At 72.7% G+C, this 16,253-nt stretch carries 15 protein-coding genes and 1 pseudogene; 3 read left to right on the forward strand and 13 right to left on the reverse strand.

The window, feature by feature from the left end; translation table 11 throughout:
- The first annotated feature begins 122 nt into the window (after nucleotides 1–122).
- Nucleotides 123–705, forward strand: a pseudogene (locus tag H297_RS41185) (type III effector protein).
- A gap of 73 nt (nucleotides 706–778) precedes the next feature.
- Nucleotides 779–1,150: an MmcQ/YjbR family DNA-binding protein gene (locus tag H297_RS0104990; RefSeq protein ID WP_027736149.1), complete on the forward strand. Its 372-nt coding sequence runs from the start codon at nucleotides 779–781 to the stop codon at nucleotides 1,148–1,150.
- 101 nt (nucleotides 1,151–1,251) lie between these two features.
- Here H297_RS0104990 and H297_RS41190 read toward each other — a convergent pair whose 3' ends face one another.
- Nucleotides 1,252–3,198, reverse strand: a complete 1,947-nt coding sequence (locus H297_RS41190; protein ID WP_486589408.1) for a PE-PGRS family protein — start codon at nucleotides 3,196–3,198, stop codon at nucleotides 1,252–1,254.
- A 332-nt stretch (nucleotides 3,199–3,530) separates the two neighbouring features.
- On the opposite strand from H297_RS41190, the gene H297_RS0105000 reads away from it, so the two are divergent.
- Nucleotides 3,531–4,646: an eCIS core domain-containing protein gene (locus H297_RS0105000; RefSeq protein ID WP_486589409.1), complete on the forward strand. Its 1,116-nt coding sequence runs from the start codon at nucleotides 3,531–3,533 to the stop codon at nucleotides 4,644–4,646.
- Between the two features lie 111 nt (nucleotides 4,647–4,757).
- On the opposite strand, the gene H297_RS0105005 is transcribed toward H297_RS0105000, so the two are convergent.
- From H297_RS0105005 to H297_RS0105065, 12 genes are all read right to left on the reverse strand, one after another.
- On the reverse strand, nucleotides 4,758–5,822 hold the full coding sequence (locus tag H297_RS0105005) for an NADase-type glycan-binding domain-containing protein (protein WP_027736151.1): 1,065 nt from the start codon (nucleotides 5,820–5,822) through the stop codon (nucleotides 4,758–4,760).
- A 4-nt stretch (nucleotides 5,823–5,826) separates the two neighbouring features.
- Complete coding sequence (locus H297_RS0105010) at nucleotides 5,827–6,390, reverse strand: phage tail protein (RefSeq protein ID WP_027736152.1); 564 nt, start codon at nucleotides 6,388–6,390, stop codon at nucleotides 5,827–5,829.
- The gene (locus tag H297_RS0105015; RefSeq protein WP_027736153.1) at nucleotides 6,387–8,351 is read right to left on the reverse strand and encodes a putative baseplate assembly protein; all 1,965 of its coding nucleotides are present in this window, start codon (nucleotides 8,349–8,351) and stop codon (nucleotides 6,387–6,389) included. Before H297_RS0105015 ends, H297_RS0105010 begins: the two co-directional genes overlap by 4 nt.
- Nucleotides 8,351–8,773 (reverse strand): GPW/gp25 family protein, encoded by a 423-nt coding sequence (locus H297_RS0105020; protein WP_027736154.1) that lies wholly within the window; start codon nucleotides 8,771–8,773, stop codon nucleotides 8,351–8,353. The genes H297_RS0105015 and H297_RS0105020 overlap by 1 nt, the downstream gene beginning before the upstream one ends.
- Nucleotides 8,770–9,090 (reverse strand): PAAR domain-containing protein, encoded by a 321-nt coding sequence (locus H297_RS0105025; protein ID WP_027736155.1) that lies wholly within the window; start codon nucleotides 9,088–9,090, stop codon nucleotides 8,770–8,772. The genes H297_RS0105020 and H297_RS0105025 overlap by 4 nt, the downstream gene beginning before the upstream one ends.
- 57 nt (nucleotides 9,091–9,147) lie before the next feature.
- Complete coding sequence (locus H297_RS0105030; RefSeq protein WP_027736156.1) at nucleotides 9,148–10,929, reverse strand: VgrG-related protein; 1,782 nt, start codon at nucleotides 10,927–10,929, stop codon at nucleotides 9,148–9,150.
- The gene (locus H297_RS0105035; RefSeq protein ID WP_027736157.1) at nucleotides 10,926–11,648 is read right to left on the reverse strand and encodes a CIS tube protein; all 723 of its coding nucleotides are present in this window, start codon (nucleotides 11,646–11,648) and stop codon (nucleotides 10,926–10,928) included. The genes H297_RS0105030 and H297_RS0105035 overlap by 4 nt, the downstream gene beginning before the upstream one ends.
- 55 nt (nucleotides 11,649–11,703) lie before the next feature.
- Nucleotides 11,704–12,129, reverse strand: a complete 426-nt coding sequence (locus tag H297_RS0105040; protein WP_027736158.1) for a phage tail protein — start codon at nucleotides 12,127–12,129, stop codon at nucleotides 11,704–11,706.
- Between the two features lie 53 nt (nucleotides 12,130–12,182).
- Nucleotides 12,183–12,407 carry a hypothetical protein gene (locus H297_RS34575; protein WP_158693642.1) on the reverse strand — a complete coding sequence of 75 codons (225 nt, stop codon included), beginning with the start codon at nucleotides 12,405–12,407 and terminating at the stop codon, nucleotides 12,183–12,185.
- 2,713 nt (nucleotides 12,408–15,120) lie between these two features.
- A complete protein-coding gene (locus H297_RS43625) occupies nucleotides 15,121–15,279 on the reverse strand; it encodes a DUF6760 family protein (protein ID WP_199787147.1) in 159 nt (52 codons plus the stop codon).
- Complete coding sequence (locus H297_RS0105060; protein ID WP_027736159.1) at nucleotides 15,276–15,791, reverse strand: hypothetical protein; 516 nt, start codon at nucleotides 15,789–15,791, stop codon at nucleotides 15,276–15,278. The genes H297_RS43625 and H297_RS0105060 overlap by 4 nt, the downstream gene beginning before the upstream one ends.
- A complete protein-coding gene (locus H297_RS0105065; protein ID WP_027736160.1) occupies nucleotides 15,788–16,228 on the reverse strand; it encodes a phage tail protein in 441 nt (146 codons plus the stop codon). Before H297_RS0105065 ends, H297_RS0105060 begins: the two co-directional genes overlap by 4 nt.
- Nucleotides 16,229–16,253: the final 25 nt, after the last annotated feature.

The raw sequence follows: 16,253 nt of genomic DNA on the forward strand, positions 1-16,253 counted from the left end.
GATTCGATGACAAGTAGGGCTGTCGTCCATGGGGCGACACCGTTGAGCGGAGGTGACTCAAGACCGCACGTACCCGGAGACCGACCGGCACACCCGCGTCCTTCCTCGCCGCCAAGGAAGCGCTGGAGACGATCGAGGACGCGGTCCGCACCGCTCGGAGACCACAGCCCGGCCACCGGCCGGGGCCACCGTCGACCTCGGAACAGGCGCTGGCCACACTGCTGCTGCTGCGCCAGGTGCGTGACCAGCTCGCCGACTGGGAGACGGGCCTGGCCGAGACAGCACGTGCGGCGGGCGCGAGCTGGTCCCAGCTCGCCCGTCCCCTCGGCGTCGCCAGCAGACAGGCTGCCGAACGCCGCTACCTGCGGCTGCGCCCGGGGGTTCCCGGCACCACCGGTGAGCAGCGGGTGCAGGCCGCCCGGGAGCGCCGTGCCGCAGACCGCAACGTCACCGCCTGGGCGCGCGGCAATGCAGCCGATCTGCGTCAGCTCGCCGGGGCGATCATCGCCCTGCGCAGTACCCGACGAAGCGCGCCGCCCCCTGGTCCGGGCGCTGGGTGGCGCGGATGTCGCCGCGCTCAGCCGCCCACCGACCGGCACACGCGCCCACCTCGCGGCCGCTCATGGTGACCTGGCCGCCCGTGTGGACGCCCTCACCCACCACACCGAGAGCCTGCGCCAGACCGACAGCGGGCAGGGCCTGTGACAGCCTGCGGGCGCGGGCGGCACCTTGTAGGCTCGACCACCGGTCAGTCCGAGCAGCGGGACGTGAGGACACGATGAGTGAGCGGATCCGGCGGGAGCGGGAAGAACGCCTCCGAGCCGTCGTTGCCCGGTTGCCCGAAGCGACCTGTCAGGGTGAGCAGCATCTGAAGCTGGCCGTGCGGGGCAAGACGTTCGGGTACTACATGAACGACCACCACGGAGACGGAATCGTCGGCGTCGCGCTGAAGGCCGCACCGGGCGAGCAGGAGGCCCTGGAACAGGCCGACCCGGAGCGCTACTACATACCCGCCTACCTCGGAGCCAAGGGCTGGATCGGCCTGCGTCTGGACCTGCGGGCCGTGGACTGGGAAGAAGTCGGCGAACTGGTCTCCGAGGCCTACAGGCTGCAAGCTCCCCGCAGCCTCGCAGCACGGATCGGACTCTGACCCGGCGCTGCACGCCGGCAGGCGCCTTCGCCGCTGCCACCGACGAGACAGCGGTCGGCTCCCCCTCCCCTGCACGTCCTGTCGGTCCCCGGCGCACCCTGTCAGGCGTTGCCGTACAGGTGCTGGCGCCGTCCTGCCAGCTGCTCGTAGAGCGCCCGCCGCTGTGCGGAACCGTCCTCGGTCTCCCGCAGTTCCGCGTACCAGTCGCGTTTGACGCGCTCCAGGAAAGCCCGCCAGTCTCCGCTGCCCTCGGCCCGGCCCAGCTCCTGAAGGTCGACGAGGCGTTCGTTGTGCTTGAGGCCACCTGAGCCGATCTTGTCCCTCTTGTGCCCGTGCAGGACTGACTCGGGGTTGGCTGTGGCCTCTGTGGAGCGGAAGTTGTGCTCGTAGCCGACAGGGCTGTAGGCGTGCGGTGCGATGGTCTCGATGCCGACGAGCAGCGAACCGTCGGACTTCGTGGTGGGAGGGGTGAAGACCAGCAGCATGTGACCGTACGAGCCGTTCGGCAGGACCACGTCGCCGTTCCAGTCCCGCGAACCGATCCCCCCGCCGGAGATGTTCACGCCCATCATCTGCGGGCGGGCCGGCCCGACGTCCGGGGAGCTCGGTGACAGCATGTTCGTGAGGGAAGCGCCGATCCCGCCCTTCTCCTCGAACGTGCCGCGCCCCTTCGGCGTGTTGCGTCCGATCGACGTGCGGTGCGTGGCGAACTCCCGCTCGTCGACGAACTCCGCGCGCTGCCCGTTCGCATCCGTGGCACCCAGGAACTCGGTGGCCGACCACGCCGATTCGCCGTCGCGCAGCGCCGGGACGCGGATGTTGACGCGGCCACCGTGGGCGAGGGCCCGGATCACGTCGCCTTCGGTGTAGTCGAGGTGGGCCTTTTGCTGCGGCACGTACGTCTTGAGTCCGTGCTGCAGGACGAGCAGGATTGCCGTGAGCACTTCGCGGGCCTTCTCGTCCCTGCGCGCATGCTCGGCGACCTGCTTCTGCTGCTGCTCGCCACTGTGCACGCGGTCCGGGGACAGCCCTGCCGGGTGGAGCGTGTCCACGGCAGTGTGGCGTATCTGCTCGTCGCGCTCCGTGTAGAGCGGCGCCTTCGGACTCTCCCCGTCGTCCGGCTCCGAGGCGGCCTGGGTGAACATGAAGCGGCCGAGCGTGTAGTCCGGGCTGATGGGGGCGTCCTCACCCTGCGTACGTGCGCCCGGCGCGCTCTGACGGTAGGCGAGCGTCGCGGACAGAAGACGCCTGCCCGGCGCGAGTTGCAGCCACTGCTTGTAGTCGCCCTTCGCGGCGTAGGCCTCGGCTTCCTCGACGGTTCCCAGGCCCACCTCCTTCAGCCACTGGGGGTTCACCGTCGCGAGCGTCCTGATGTCCGCCAGGTCCGCGTCGCGGAGCAGCTCGCCGCGGACGACCCGCCGTTCCAGAGTGCGGCGCAGACGCATCGGCCCCTGCGGCATCCAGTCCTCCGGCCACCACGAACCGGGCCGCCAGACGTTCTTCTTCATCTTCTCCAGCACGACGTGCCCCTCGATGGAGCGGCTCAGTCGCGCGATGACCGCCGCGCCCGGCTCTTGCTGGCCGGACTCGTCGGTTTCGGGGGCCGTCCGGGGCGTTGCCGTGTCCGGTCCGCGCGTACGTTGCACCGCGACCGGCGTCGCCCGGTTCTCCGCGGCTCTTCGCACAGCCGTCAGGGCGGCGCGGTTTCCTGCGGTGCTCTGGATCCGGGTGACGGCGGGCCGTGTCAACAGCGGCGGAGCGTCCACGTCGTGACCGGCCAGCTCACGCAACTGCTGCGACGAGGTCGTGTCCGAGGCGGCGGGCAGGCGCCGTGCGGACGCGGGGGCCTCGCCCCTCTCGCTGTCGTGCCGGTACGCCCGCATCCATCCGCCGCCCTTCGCTGCTTCGCGCGTCGTCGCCTGCCGCGCGCCCAGGCTCTGTTCCACGGGGACGAGACGGAAGGGCGAGGAGGACAGCACCAGGGGCACCGCCTCTGCCTGTTCGCACAGCAGGGGCGCGAGGGCAGGGCAGTCGGCCCTCCTGGACATCGAAGCTGCCCTCGCAGCCTGCTGACGGCACACGGCGCCCCGGATAGCCTCACCTCGACGACGGAACAGCGGGAGGGAAGCCACCTGTGCACGCTCACGAGGGTGTCCCCGACAGCGAACGCCGGCGCACCACCCCCCGTGCCGGACAACCGGACATGCGGGGGCCGGGGCACGCGCCCTGTGCACCCTCCAGCGCCCGGCCCGTCTCCGCGTTGACCGCCTTGCAGCGCGCTGTGGGCAACGCCGCAGTGACACGCATGGTGGAGCAGGAGCAGGAACGTCAGGGAAGTGCGGCTCCTTCGGTGCAGCGTTCCCCGGCACAGCCTTCGCCGGTGCACCAGGTCCTGCGTGCCGCGGGGCAGCCGCTGAAGGGCGCAGTCCGTGCCGAGATGGAGGCGCGGCTGGGGGCGGACTTCTCCGACGTGCGGGTGCACACCGGAGGTTCGGCCCGTGCGTCGGCAGCGGAGATCGGAGCGCGTGCCTACACGTCGGGCAGCCACGTCGTGATCGGTGCGGGCGGTGGCGACCGGCACACGCTCGCCCATGAACTCACCCACGTCATCCAGCAGCGCCAGGGCAGGGTCGCGGGCAGTGACAACGGCGACGGGCTCAGGATCTCCGACCCCGCGGACCGGTTCGAGCGCGAGGCCGAGGCCAATGCCACCCGCGCGCTGTCCGCACCCCTCGGGGAGCGGGCCCCTCAGCATCGGCAGGGACAGGCGGCTCCCGGCGGTGCCGTGCAGCGGGCTCCTTCGTCGTCGCGGCAGACCGCGTCCTCCAAACGCAAGAAGGACGAGGCAGGCATCAAGGGGAACAGCCCGCCCCCGCGCCGGGCCACGCGGTCCAGTGCACGCGGCCCCGTCGACCTCGACCACCCGAGGCTGGAGTTCAGATCGTGGTACGAGGGCCCCGGCACCCAGCGGCTCGACGCCGACCAGAGCATCGGATTCGGGCAGGCCGCCACTTTGCACAATCCGGCGAACGCACCACAGCGCGTCTCCACGAACTACCACTTCTGGCAGCAGGTCACCGACCGCAGCGTGCAGATCGTCGCCGCGGACGGTCTGCACGACCAGCAGGTGCAGCGGCCCTGGGGGCAGGACAGCAGGTATCGGCCGCCGTACACCAGCGAGGTCATCAACGACGAGCCGACCTTCATCACCTTCAACGACAATCCGGGCTTCAGCACGGACCAACGCCTGGCGGCCGGGTACTTCGTGAAGTCCTACAGCGTCAGCTTCCGCTGGAAGGTGGCGCGCGCGAACGGGACCTGGAACACCAACGACCCGGCCTGGACCAGCCCCGTCGTCACGCACACGTTCACCTCCGAGTTCGATCCCGAGGATCCCGGAACCGCCACCCCGGTGGTCCACCACGCGGCCGGTGACCGCACCTGGACCGTGGACCTCACCAACGTGGGCGGCAACGACGCCGACAACGGGACATAGCGCAGACATCGACGCTCCGGCGCCCGTGACTTCCGGCCATCCCGCGCTGCGGCGCACCCGTGGACCGGGGCGCCGCACACGCTGCACCGGAGCACGAGCGGCGGCCGGGCGTCAGCTCCGCTTGAAGAACTCCACTTCGCCCAGGGCGATGGCGCGCCCCTCCACCGCCCCGGCTGCGGCACGCACCACGAGTCGGACCTCGACGACGTCCGAGATGCCCATGCGGGCCGTCTGCGGGCCGGGCTTGTCGTTGAGGGTGAACTTCTCGGTGCGGCTGGTGCCGTCCTTGCTGGTGACCACGAGATCCACCCGGACCGGACGGGCCTGCCCCCGGAACTCCTCCGGGCTCTTCGAGGCTCCGCTGTGCACCACGACGCCCACCAGCCGGAAGGGCGTGGTGAATCGGCACGAGACCGAAGCGCCCACCGCAGGAGCTCCCCAGTAGGTGTTGGTGAGTCCGTCCGTGGCCGCGGAGGCGGGGTGCCGGGGCACCTGCGCGTCGGCGGACACCTGGGCCGGACCGACCTCGGTGGCCTTTCCGAGCTTGTCGCGGATGTCCTCCACCGCGCCGCGGCCCGCGGGCAGGAGCAGGAGACCGCCGACCGCCAGGGCGAGCACCACCGCGAGGACGACGAGGCCGCGCAGCAGCCGGCCCGAACCGCCCCGGACGCGGCGCCGGAGCGGCCACACCTTGCGCCACCAGGGCAGTACGGGCGCCTGCGGGGTGGGGACGAGTGGCTCCGCGCACCGGCGGCAGAACCGCCGCCCCGGCTGGTTGGGGACACCGCACTTCGGGCAGGGCGGGCCTTCCTGCTGCTGCCTCACCACCGGGGTGCGCGTGGCCGGGCGGCGGGTGGCCGGCTTGGCCGGCTGGACCGCCGTCACAGGGGCCGCCTCATCCGGCACCTGGTCCTGCGGTGGCGTGCGGGACGTCGTGGCGGCGGGAGCGGTCGGCGCCGAGAGGGGTGGCGGTTCCTCCTGGGGGTTCTCCCGGGCTGAGGCAGTCGGCGCAGCGCCTTCCCCGCCGGTCGTGGACGCGGCGGAACCCGAACCGGCCCGCGCCGCGCCCTGGGCCGGCGGCGCCTCCTGGCGCGACCAGCCGAGGTACGCGCCGCAGTTGCCGCAGAAGTCGTCGGTCTCCCCGTTGGCCGCTCCGCATGCCGGACAAGAGCGCATGAGCTCAGTTCCCTCCGTGAGCGGGCGGGCCCGTCAGGATCTCGACGCGGCATCTGAGGTGGACGGGGCAGGAGGCGGCGACGAGTTCCAGAACCTGGGTCTCGGTCACCTCCCGGCCGTCCACGGACCGTACCCGGACCAGCAGTTCCCCCGACGGGGCCGGTGGCAGCTCCGCACCGGGGGTGGTGGACCAGGCCGCTCCGCCCCCGTCGACCACCTCGGCGTGCACGCCGAGGCACAGCCGGAGCCGCTCGCGAAGACCGCGCGCGGTGCCGCGCCACCGGTGCAGTTCCATCGCCCGCACGACGATCGCCCGCCGCAGCTCCTCGGGGCTGTCCGGGTCGATTTCGGCGCCGATCCACGAGGCCAGCCAGAAAAGGAAGTCGCCGGGTGTCAGACGGGGATCGAGGTAGGCGGGCAGGTTGTCCAGCGTGGACAGGACGGGGGCGAGGACCGTGTCGAGCCCGGCGGTGAACCGCTGGGCCAGGTCGTCGTCCGCGTACAGAGCGGGCAGCAGACTGGCGAGGGGGTGCCGGCTGGGCAGGCCGGGTATCGCCGCCCGCGTCATCGGGGGAGCCCGGGTGCGGGGGCCGCGCCGACGACGACCTGGTGCTGGTAGGAGAACACCAGGGCGTTGGGGGCCACGTCGATCCGCTCCGCCGGCGAGCCGCGGCGGCCGGTGATCGGGTCCGCGGGGAACAGCAGCACCTCTTCCACCAGGGCGGTACCTGTGACCGACTGGAGGACGGCGAAGACGTCCCCGTACTGCACCGGACGGCCGAACGCCCAACCCGTCCCCTCGGAGCCCCCGTGCAGCGGATGGAGGTGGCGGAAGAGGGCAGCGGTCGCCTCTTCCCGCACCCGGTCCACGTCGGGGGGTGCGGCAAGCAGCCGGGCGACGACCGTGACGCCCTGGTAGGCGGGCGGTTCGACGACGAGGCGGGTTCCGACCAGACGCCGTTCGTCGAGCCGGGCGGTGATGGCGGCGAGTACCTGCTCGGAGGGGATCATCTGCTCGAACCGCAGCCGGTCCCCCTCGTCGGCGACCGCGTCCGGCACCACCAGGACACGCACGGCCCCGGCTTCCCCCTCGACGGCCGGGAGGCAGCGGACCCGGCGCACCGAGGGAGCGGCCTCCCGAGCGACGCGCTCGTAGTCCTCGGCCGTGACCGCCCTCTCCTGCATCCGCAGCATGTGGGGCGCTCGCAGCTCGGCGTTGGACACGGTCTCCCCGTCGACGCCGCCGCCGGCCGCCTCACGGTTGTCCACCTGGGCGACGTACGGCACCGAACTGCGCAGCACCGAGATCGCACCGCGGGCGACGTTTCCGGCAGCCCCGCCCCCCGTCCGGTAACGGGGCACCCGCAACTGCGCCCCCTTGGCGGGCACCGCCCCATAGGTACGTAGCGTTCCGTCCGCTTCCCGCACCGCGGGCGGAAAGGCGAACTCGCCGCTCGTCGCGTCGAGCACCACATGCCGGTCGCCGGGCGCGGAGGCGCCGAAGTGTTCGACCACGGTCCAGGTCTGCCAGCCCTCGGCCGTCGACACCTCGACCACCGGAGGGTCGCCGTCGAGCAGTACGGGAGGTCTGCTGAGGGTGAACCGCTGTCCGGCCACTCCCTCGGACACCCCCAGGGGGACCTCGTGCACGGCCTCCGCGTGCTGGACGGTTGCGGTGCCCCCGACGGTGAAGACCTCCGCCTCCCGGACCGTCGGGGACTCGGAGTAGAACGCCTGCCCGCGCTCCGGGGCGGTGACCCGGCAGCGCAACCAGCCGGCGCGGGTGCCCGAGACGACCGAGGCGGCGTGCCCCGCGGGGACGAACACGAGCACCTCGCCGGGCCGGTTGAGGCCGCCGGTCGTGTCGGACCGGGTCTCGCAGACGACCCAGCGGCCACCGTCCCACGCCTCCCACGCCAGCGGCGGGTTGCGGGGGTCGACGCCGACGCCCTCCACCCGGCTGTCGAGCCGCACGGCGACGATGCACCGGGGGACGGCGGTCGGGAGCCCCAGCAGCATGGCGTCACCTGCCGCCGGCTGCGCCTGGAAGCACGGGATGTCCGCACCCTCGGCGAGCACCGCGGTCCGGTCGTTCTGCTCTCCCGAGACCGGAGCGGTCACCAGCCGGACCAGTTCACTCGGCAGGATCGGCAGCTCGTCGTCGGTGGAGAAGACGACCACGTCCTCCGACTCGCCGCCCACGGTGGCGACCTCCGTCCCCGCGGGCAGCAGCACCGGATCGGGCTGTGGCGCCGACAGCCAGAAGTCGACCTCCGCGCGGGCCGCGGTGGGCGGGAAGAGCCGCAGACCCAGCAGGTCGAGGAACGCCGCGTAGTTCTTCTCCGGCACCCGGTTCAGCCGGTAGAGCAGCTGGTCGACCATGTAGGCGAACGTCTCGATGAGGGTGATGCCCGGGTCGGAGACGTTGTGGTCCGTCCACTCCGGAGCGCGCTGCTGGACATAGCGTTTGGCCTCGTCGACCAACTGCTGGAACCGCCGGTCGTCCAGGTCGGGTGAGGGCAGGGCCATCAGCGCCCGCCCCCGTCCTGCGCACCCTCGGCGGAAGGGATGGCGTAGAAGGGGAAGACCAGGTTGCGCCGGTCGTTGGTGGAGCGCACGGTGTACCGCACGTCGATGTAGAGGGTGCCCTCCTCGACCGCGTCGAAGGCGATCGCCACGTCGTCGACCTCGATACGCGGCTCCCAGCGCTCCAGCGCGACGCGGACCTCGTGGGCGATACGGCCCGCGGTGGCGCCGTCCGTGGGGGCGAAGACGTAGTCGTGTATGCCGCAGCCGAACTCCGGGCGCATCGGGCGTTCTCCCGGAGCGGTGCCGAGGACCAGCCGGATCGCCTCCTCGATCTCCCGGTCACGCTCGACCATGCCGATGCCCCCGGTGGGACCCACCCGGAGGGGGAAGCCCCAGCCCCGGCCGATGAACCGCTCGCTCACACCACCCCTCCGATCAGCACGGTGGGGTCGCCCGCCACGATGGTCGCTCCGCAGGTGGTGGAGTCCCGCATCCGGGCGGCGGGCAGTCCGCCGATCAGCACCTGTCCGCTCAGCGCGGTGGCCGGGTTCGGCAGGATGAAGTTGCCCGCGGACAGTGCCGCGTGCGGCGGGATCACACAGGCGTGCTCGCTGCCGACGACAGCCGCGGGCCTGCCGCCGATCAGGACGGTGGCCACGCGGGGCGCGGCGGCCGGTGGCGGCGGTCCGACGACTCCGCCGTGTGCCGTGGGATCGCCGGTACGGGCTGCGGGGGGCATGGTGAGGACTCCTTGCCGCGTGGAGGGGATGCTTGGTCGCATGCCGGGAGGCTGCTTTCAGTTGATGCGGATCAGCTTGGCCTTCAGCACCGCCAGCAGTCCGCCGTTGACCGAGACCCGCGAGGTGCCCTTGATGTTGACCGCGCTCCCCTTCACGTTGACCTCGCCGGTACCGGCGTCGAGGGTGATGCCCGAGGGGGAGAGCGTCACGGAGCTGAGAGTGCGCCTGCCGCCCGGGCCCGACACCCGCAGGCCGATCTCGTTGCGCCGCTCGTCGAGGGTGACCCGCAGTCTCTTGTTGCCGCTGGACAGCCGGACACCGAAGATCCCGCGGGCGGTGTCGAGCAGCTCCAGCCGGTGGCCCGAACGTGACACCAACGAACGCCTGTTGATCTTTCCGCTCGTCCGGTCGACGAGCGGCACGTCGTGCGGGGACGGCTTGTCCACCCCGTTGTAGAGGCCGCCGAGCACGTACGGGCTGTCGAGCTGGCCCTGCTCGAAGCCGACGAGCACCTCGTCGTTGACCTCGGGACTGAAGACACCGCCACCGCCTTGACCGCCCCACTGGACGGTACGCACCCAGTCGGACACGTACGTCTCGTCGAGCCAGGGGAACTTCAGCCGGACCCAGCCTCGTTGGGCGCCGCCGGTCTCCCGGATGTCGGTGACCACGGCGACGGCGAGGCCCGGCATCCGTGGCCCGCCCGCGGGGGTGCCGCGGGCGGAGGCCAGAGCCGCCAGCGACCGGTCCGGGGAGGCACTGACCAGGACGGTGGTGCGGTAACCGCCGTGCGGTTCGAGGACGTGCCGCGCGGCGGTGGCCGTGTAGCGCCCCGAGAAGTCCTCGCCCACGGTTCCCAGGGCCACGGGCCGTCCGGCCCGCAGCCGCGGGTCGCCCTCCGCGACGGCCTCGACCTCGCCGAAAGCGGAACTCACCTCCTGGGCAAGGGCGGAGGCCACGGCCCTGGTAGCGGCCTGGGTGCGGTACGGAGTGTCGACCACGGCCATCCGGGCGGACGCACCGAACGCCTGCTCGGCCTTCGACGGGGGCATCCCGGGGGTCACCGTCCCGCTCAGCACGGACGGCTGCCGGGCCACCAGCGGCTGCTTGGTGTCCACGTTCCACCCGCGCACCTCGACGCTGCCGGCGCCTTCGGCACCGGTCAGCACCGCGCGCAGAGCCAGCAGATTGCGGCCGTACTGCAGCACGAACGGGTTGCTGGTTGCCGAGGTGGAGGGTGCGGGTGCGGAGGCGGCGGGCTTGGGGCGGACGAACTCCAGCACCCCCTTGTCGGTCACGCGTACCTGTGCGCCGCTCTCCCCCGCCAGGTACTGGAGGAAGTCCCAGTCCGAGACGTTCGCCTGGGACATCTGCTTGTGCGTGATCCGCGGGGCCTGGATCCGGCCGCAGGGCAGTCCCGCCCCCGCGGCGACCTTGCGGACGATGGCAGCGGTCGTCATGTTGCGGTAGGCCACCACCTTCCGGCCGCGCTGCAACCGGTGCGCCTTGGACAGCGCCCTGACGACGGTGAAGGAGCCGGTGGTGTCGCTGTCCAGCTCGACGGCCGTCACCTCGCCGGCGAACAGCAGCTCCCGGGCGTTGCCCTGCACGGTCACCACGAGGATCCGCAGCACGGTTCCGATGGTGATGTGCGTCGTGGTGAGCAGTTCGTGGTCCGGGTCGCGGTACGTCAGGACGGCGGCGTCGGGCAGACCGACGTTCTGGTCGACCTCGCAGCTCACCAACTGGGTCACCCAGTGCGGTGGGAGCTCGCCGGGCGCCTCCACGATCGGGTCGGCAGCGAACGCCCTGCCCCCGCGGGCTGCTGGAGTGGTCACGCGTCGTCCTCCCGCACCGGATCCGTCGTACCGGGGATGATCAGTTCCCTGCCGGGCGCGAGCACCATCGGGTCGTCGATGTCGTTCGCCTCCGCGATCGTGCGCCACGCCGTCGGGTCGCCGTACTCCCGCCAGGCCAGCAACGGCAGACTGTCACCAGCCACCACCCGGTGGGTGCTGCGTGCCTCGCGCGCACCCGAGGTCGGGTTCTGGCCCGGGGGATCGACGCTCGCCTCCTCGATGGACAGCGAACAGGTGGCGCGCAGCGGGGTCCCGTCGACGTCGAACAACGTGTAGGAGACGGAGAGGTCGCACAGCACACCGTCGAACGACGTCGTCTGCGACGTGCCCCATTCGAACCGGACCCAGGGGCTGGCCGGCTTCTTGCGCGCCAGGCTGCCGGGCGTGGGCACGCACGCCTTCATCAGCGTCTGCACCGTCTTCTCGACGGAGTCGTCGTGGTCGGCCGTCGCGTCGAGAAAGACCTCCATGGACAGAGACCGCGGCCCGCTTCCGACGAATTCGGGCAGTGCGGACTGACCCGCCATCCGGGACGGGGTGCGCCGCCACTCGGTGCGCTTGCTCAAGGACAGCGCCGCCGGGTTGAACTGGAGCGAGACCCGGGCGAGCGTACCGCCGGGCCGGGCGCCGACCTTCGCGGGCGGTTCCATGAGAAGCAGATGCGCGCGGGTACGGCTCGTACGGAACGCGAGTGACACGGCGATCCTCCTTCCTGAAGTCCGGTGCCGGCGTGCGCGGTGCTGCTGGTGCCGGTCAGGCGGGCCTCAGTCCGCCGTGCGCGATCTCCAGCGTCTCGACCGCCGCCTGCGAGCTGGCCGGGTCGAACGAGGGGCCCTGCCAGCGCACCGGGACGATGCCGAGCACCTGCCAGCTCACGATGGGAGACAGATCGGGCTTGAGGGCGACGATCTCCCCGTCTTTCGGTTCCGCACCGGTGAGGATCTCGTCGAGCCATCGCGCGATCTTCATGGTGTCCTCGGTGACGGGCCGGGTCAGCGTGATGTTGGTCCAGGTGATACGTCCGGGAAGCTGCCAGGCGAAGCCGTTGTTGCCGCCCTCCGCGTAGCTTTCCACCTCCACCTCGGCGCCGAGCCCCGAGCAGGTGTGGAAGGCCCCGAGGTCGTCACCGCCGATGGCGAGCCTGAAGAACACGCTCGTCGCAAAGATGCTGTCCGTCATCTCGTTCTCTCCATCGCCGGTCCGTCTCCCCTCGCTGTGCCCGCCGCCGCGGGTCAGCGCCGTCTGTCGTACAGCCGCCCGGCGCGCTCCCGGTCGCGGCGCAGGTCGGCGCGGAGCAGCCGGCTGACCGGGTCGAGCAGCCGTCGGGCGAGCTCCTCGACGTCGATGCCCGCGATGCCCTCCTGTCCCTGGGCTCCCCGCGTGTTCTTCCGCTCCGTATTGCTCGGCTCTGCGTCGGACGCGTCCGCCGACGCCGCGGACCGGACCACCGGGGTCACGGGAACCCCCGTCAGGCCGGCTTCTTCCATCCGTTGCAGGGCCACGGCTCGGGCGGCACCGCCCGAGGCGGGACGGACGCCGGCCTGCGGACGGCCGCCGGGCCCCGGGCGGCGTAGGTGTTCCGGAGGGACCCCGCGCTCCGCGGCACGGCCGGGCCGATGGACAACCGGAAGGGCTGTGTCGCCACCGCTTGCGGGCGCGCGCTGGACGGCGCGGGCGGAACGAGCGCTGTGCGCACGTGCCGGCTCCGTTGCGGCCGGAGGGACTTGCCCGGCCGCAGCCGCCACGCCGGGAACGGGGTCGGGGCCGCTCCCCTCCCTCGGAACCGGGCCCGCGGCAGACGGGAGCGCGGCCCCGAGGGCGGATCCGGCCGCCTTCGGCGGTGCGGGGCGTACGACCGGGATCGCCCGGGACGAGGGAGCGGGGCGGCCCGTCGGAGGGGAAGATCCGCCGGCGTGCGGTGCCCGCTGGAGTGCAAGGGCCGCGGGCGCGTCCGGCTCCGTACGGGAGACGCCGGAGGCGGGGGGCGCGCCGGAGGGGCGCGGCGGAGTGTGCAATGGAGGACATGGAGGACGGGGTACCGCCGTCGACAGATCCGTGGGCACGTGCGGCAGCACCGGCGTGTCCGGCGCCGGGGCGGGCTTGTCACCGGGCCCCGGGCCGAGCGGGGTCGCCGAAGTGCTCCGTCCGACGACGGGCGGCCCGTGCCCACCGTTGACGTCGGAGCCGTGCGGGGACGGAAAGCCGCCGGATGACGGGGCCGGGAGGGAGACGGTACGGAGCTCGCCGACCGGCGTGTCCGGCGGGCGGTTCCCCTGCCCGCGCGGCATGGGAACGGCCCGGTGGGCGGCGGGCCCCGACGGGCCGGATGCCGAGGCACCGGGCGACGGAGCACCGCGCGTCGAGGCGCCCCGCGGAGGGGCATCAGGTGCCGGGGTGCCGGACACCGGGGTGCCGGGCGCCGGGGCGCTGCGCCCGATCCGCCGCTGTACTTGCGGCGCAGCCGTTCCGGTCGGTGCCGTCGCCGTGTCCACCGGGGCCTCGGTCCCCACCGCCGCGTGCTGGCGCCGCCAGGTGACGGGCACCACGGGCAGCGGAGCGTGCGCAGAGGCGGGGAGAGAGGCCGGCAGGGCGTCCGGCTGGGGAGTGGTGATGCCCAAGGGCCGCTCGCCGAGCAGCGCCGCCGCCCGCTGGACGGGAGGGGCCGCGGTCGGGGCCGCCGCCGACAGCCGCACCACCGGCTCGGTACCCGATGCTGCGGCCTCCCTCGGTCCGGCCGGTCCCCCATGGAGGCCGGACCGGCTTGCGGCCCGGACCGCTGAGGCGGCGGGGTCTGCACTGGGTACAGCGCGTCGCTCGGCGTCCGCTGGTGCGCTGTGGTCCCGCCGGTCCGGCACGTGTGTCCGGGAGGGGCCGGTGCCGCTGTTGCGGGTGGGGTCGCCGCGGAGCGCTGCCGTGTCCCCCGTGGTGGCGGTGGGCGGCAGCGCGGGAAGGGGCGCGCCGAGGCCCGTGCTGCGCCGTGGGCCGGTCGGCCCGGTGGCACGCGGCGCGTCCGCGCCCGCGCGCTGCACCCTCGTGGGCCTGCGCGGGCCGGAGGGTTCGTCGCCGGGCGGTGCACTTGGGGGCGGTGCGCCGTCGGCCGGCCGCGCCGGTGGCGTCGAACCGGCCGACGGCGCCTCCGACGTCATCGGCTCGGACCGCTCCACCGGGGGCCGCACCACGGGCATCGGCGCGGAGGGAGCGCGCTGGATGTCCGGACCGACCGCGGAGGGTGGCGACGGGAGGGCGTCGGCCGGGAGGGCGCCCAGCGGCGCGCCGAGGCCCGGCCGTACGGGGTGCCGTTCGCCGGCGCTCTCCACGTCGGGCGGCCCGGGCCGCTGCGGTCCAGGGTGATCGGCGCCGCTCCGCGCCCGGCGCTGGACAGGCGGCGTCGGCTGCTCCTGGGCCGGGAGGAGGGGGGAACCGCCGTGCGGGGCGGTGGCGCCGACCGCGGATGCCTTCGTGCCGGTGGGGTCGCCCGCAGTGGGGGTCGGTGCCGAACGGGATGGACCACCCACCGCCGGTGCGGGGTGCGACGGGCGGCCTGTCTGTGGCGGCGGCTCCGTAGGCGGAACGACGGCAAGTCTCCGCACGGGAGCTGCCGGACGCCGGGCCACGATCAGTGAGGGGCGCGGCGCGACAGGTCGCACGGCGGCCGGACGGGCCACGGACGTGCCGGACGGCGTTCCCGGCTTCCCCGGCGCGGCAGGGCCCGGCGGGTGCGCAGCGCGCGGCCTGGCGTTCCCGGACTCCGGCTCCTGGCCCGGTTCCGTCTGCGGGTCCGGAGTACGGGGGGCCGCACGAAGCAGCAGCGGGGTTGCGGGAGAAGCTGTACGCGGGGCCGGGGGGCGGGCCACGCCGTGGATCAGGCCCGGCGGGGCGGAGGGCAACAGGGCGTGGCCGAGTCCCGTGCCGAAGGCCGGGTTCTGCCATGCCGCCAGGCCGGACCGGAAACGGAGGCCGTCGCTGAGCCCGAGGGCGTCCCGGGAGATCGTCGTGACCGGCGGGGCGACGCGGCGCCATCCACCGTCCCAGTCCCCGCGAAGAGCCGTTCCGGACGGAGTCGTGGCGGGCGCGATGCCGTGCTCCCGGGCGTCGTCGGCCGACGCGACGCCGGTCGGGGCGGCCGGGCCGGCCCGCTGCCGTCGCTTCCTGTTCCAGAGTGCCACCTGATCAACCGCCTTCGTTCACGCGGGTGTTGATGCGTGCGATCTCCCTCACCCACTGCTGACGTTCCGCGTGACTGAGATCGAGAATGTCCTCTCGCTGCCAATGGAAGTGGTAGGCGACGTACGCGATCTCCTCCCGCAGACGGGGGAGGGCGTACGTCACGATTCCCCCAGGCGCCCTCCGGAGAGGTCGACCTCGAACGAGCCGTGGCACAGCGGACAGGTCACCGCGGCGTGGGTGTGTCCCTCGCTGTTGATCCGGCGGTAGAAGTCCTGGAGGAACGCGACATCCGTGGCGTACATCCGCTCGACCACCCCGGCGTGCACGTCGGTGAGAGTGCCCAGCCGGGTGATGACCTGGCTGAGCAGCACCACGCCGAGGTACGCCGGGTTCTCCTTCACCCGCAGGTCGATCTGCGGGCGCAGCTCGTCCCGTGCGGTCGCCAGTCGCATCGTGCCGGTGCGGTGCACCGTGCCGTCGTCCTCGACGTAACCCCGTGGCAGTTCGAATGCGAACTCGGTCTGCAGGGAGGCGGCTTGTTCGGACACCGGCGCCGAGGAGGCCGGAAGTGATGACGAGGGCGGGGGCCCGGAATCCTCCGGCGTGCGAGGGGCGGGTGCCGTCGCCTCGAGGAACTCCTCAAGGTTGGCGGTGGAGACCTTCCGTCGCTTCATTCGACCACGATTTCCTCGAAGGTGATCGTCACCGTCTCGGTGGCGGCGGTGGACTCGCCCGCCTTGAGCGAGGGACCCTCCCACTTGCTGGCCCAGCCCTGCATCAGCTGGATACGCCGCACCGTCTCCCCCGTGGAGTCCTTGATCTCGATGGTCAGGTTCTGCCGGGCGGTGTCCACCGCGCCGTTGTTGAGCGTCTCCTTGATCCAACTGGTGAACTCGCTGCTCTGGTCGAGGCCCCGGGTGATGGTGACCTCTCCGGACTGCCGGGCACCGGGCTGCTTACGGATGATCTGTTTGCCGTCCGAGGACACCTGGCGGACCTCGACGACCTCCTCCTCCACGGTCAGGCCGCTGACCTCCTGGATGGATTCGACGAGATACCCGCCCAACTGCACGCCGAACACGTGGGTGGAAAGAGCGTCGCCCTCAGCCATGTCTGCTGGTCACCTTCCGGTTCGC

The organism is Streptomyces sp. CNT360, from assembly GCF_000424785.1.

What these genes read in the sequence shown, in the direction of transcription:
- H297_RS0104990 (WP_027736149.1), top strand. Translation starts at nt 779, where the DNA reads ATGAGTGAGCGGATCCGGCGGGAGCGGGAAGAACGCCTCCGAGCCGTC.
- H297_RS41190 (WP_486589408.1), bottom strand. Translation starts at nt 3,198, where the DNA reads ATGTCCAGGAGGGCCGACTGCCCTGCCCTCGCGCCCCTGCTGTGCGAA.
- H297_RS0105005 (WP_027736151.1), bottom strand. Translation starts at nt 5,822, where the DNA reads ATGCGCTCTTGTCCGGCATGCGGAGCGGCCAACGGGGAGACCGACGAC.
- H297_RS0105010 (WP_027736152.1), bottom strand. Translation starts at nt 6,390, where the DNA reads ATGACGCGGGCGGCGATACCCGGCCTGCCCAGCCGGCACCCCCTCGCC.
- H297_RS0105015 (WP_027736153.1), bottom strand. Translation starts at nt 8,351, where the DNA reads ATGGCCCTGCCCTCACCCGACCTGGACGACCGGCGGTTCCAGCAGTTG.
- H297_RS0105025 (WP_027736155.1), bottom strand. Translation starts at nt 9,090, where the DNA reads ATGCCCCCCGCAGCCCGTACCGGCGATCCCACGGCACACGGCGGAGTC.
- H297_RS0105040 (WP_027736158.1), bottom strand. Translation starts at nt 12,129, where the DNA reads ATGACGGACAGCATCTTTGCGACGAGCGTGTTCTTCAGGCTCGCCATC.
- H297_RS0105060 (WP_027736159.1), bottom strand. Translation starts at nt 15,791, where the DNA reads ATGAAGCGACGGAAGGTCTCCACCGCCAACCTTGAGGAGTTCCTCGAG.
- H297_RS0105065 (WP_027736160.1), bottom strand. Translation starts at nt 16,228, where the DNA reads ATGGCTGAGGGCGACGCTCTTTCCACCCACGTGTTCGGCGTGCAGTTG.